The organism is Amycolatopsis sp. NPDC003676 (assembly GCF_053587275.1).
Genome location: NZ_JBSFNS010000322.1, coordinates 1 through 1,293 on the forward strand (window position 1 = coordinate 1; position 1,293 = coordinate 1,293).

Below are 1,293 nucleotides of genomic sequence, written 5' to 3' on the forward strand. Positions count from 1 at the left end.
CGACCAACACCTCGCCGGGCCCCGGCTCGGGATCGACCGTGACGGTCCACTCCATCACCTCGGGCCCGCCGAACCCGTTCAATTCGATCGCCTGCATCAGGCCTGGCTGCCTCTCCGGGTCGCCGCGGTCGCGGATGCGTCCGCTAACATCTCACTTTAGGGAGACGTGGCAGAGCGGCCGAATGCACTCGCCTTGAAAGCGAGCGTCGCGAGAGCGACCGGGGGTTCAAATCCCTCCGTCTCCGCCAGGCTGTTCCGCCTCTCCGCGATTCTTGGCCAGACCTAGGTGCGTGGGGAGGTGGGGACGCGGCCGGGGGATTGTTGATCGGCTGCGTTGGCTGTTGTCGGGGAGTTACCCATGTTCTCGCTTGATCAGGTTGTCTCGTCCCAGGCCTGGATGGAGGTCTGGTCGACTATGCGGCCGTCGCGGACGTCGGCCATGGAGTGGACCAGGACTCGGGTTCCGTCGGGGTAGCGGCAGGACTCGACGAAGGCGACGTGGTCGCCGTCCATCAGGACGCTCTCCAGTTTGTGGGTCATCTCCCGGGAGCAGACGTCGTCGAACATCTCGCCGATCGCCGAACGTCCGTGCAGCACACGGGGATGGCTGGGCTGGTCGTTGTGGTCGACCATCCGGATCTCGGCGTCGTCGCCGTACAGTGCCAGCAGTGTGGTCGCGTCGCGGCCTTCGATGCCACGGCGCAGTGCTTCGGCATCGAATCCCGAACTGGATGCGGTGCTCATCTCGGTCTCCCTCGCTCGTCGCCCAACGAGCCGGACCAGGGCGATTCGGCCCGTACTCCAGCACATTACGCCCGCGAACCCGTCGACGGAACGCCCGAATTCAGCGGACCGGAGCGGCCCGTTTGGCGATGGCCGTGATCGGGACCGGCTCGACGCGTTCGATCCCGTCGAGCGCGCCGATCCGCTCGGTGAGGTAGTCGAACAGGGCATCGGCGTCGCGGCACACCACGATCGCGACCAGGTTGGCGGTGCCGGTGGTGCCGCCGACGAACGCGGTCTCCGGGTGCGCCGACATGGCGCGGGCGACGGCGACGAGCCGAGCGGGCGCGACCGTCAGCCACAGCGCGGCCTGCACCGGGAAACCGAGCACCGCGGCATCGATCTCCACATCGAAGCGCAGCACGCGCTGCCTGCGCAGTTCGTCCACCCGGCGGCGCACCGCCGACTCCGACCAGTCGACCGCGCGCGGCGATGCTGAGCGCCATGACCGACCGCATTCACAGCGAGCACGACCAGGGCGTCGCGCTGCTCACCGTCGACGCCCCGAAG

General features: G+C 68.2%; 2 protein-coding genes and 1 tRNA gene. 1 reads left to right on the plus strand and 2 read right to left on the minus strand.

All coding sequences use genetic code 11. From position 1 onward, the window contains the following. Window positions 1–160 precede the first annotated feature (160 nt). Window positions 161–248: transfer RNA gene (locus tag ACWDNU_RS46080), tRNA-Ser, on the plus strand. Between the two features lie 124 nt (window positions 249–372). Here the strand turns inward: ACWDNU_RS46080 and ACWDNU_RS46085 are convergent. Both ACWDNU_RS46085 and ACWDNU_RS46090 read right to left on the minus strand, forming a co-directional pair. Then, on the minus strand, window positions 373–744 hold the full coding sequence (locus tag ACWDNU_RS46085) for a nuclear transport factor 2 family protein (protein ID WP_355284057.1): 372 nt from the start codon (window positions 742–744) through the stop codon (window positions 373–375). Between the two features lie 100 nt (window positions 745–844). Then, the gene (locus ACWDNU_RS46090; RefSeq protein ID WP_449673477.1) at window positions 845–1,183 is read right to left on the minus strand and encodes an Lrp/AsnC family transcriptional regulator; all 339 of its coding nucleotides are present in this window, start codon (window positions 1,181–1,183) and stop codon (window positions 845–847) included. Between the last annotated feature and the right edge of the window lie 110 nt (window positions 1,184–1,293).

What these genes read in the sequence shown, in the direction of transcription:
- ACWDNU_RS46085 (WP_355284057.1), bottom strand. Translation starts at nt 744, where the DNA reads ATGAGCACCGCATCCAGTTCGGGATTCGATGCCGAAGCACTGCGCCGT.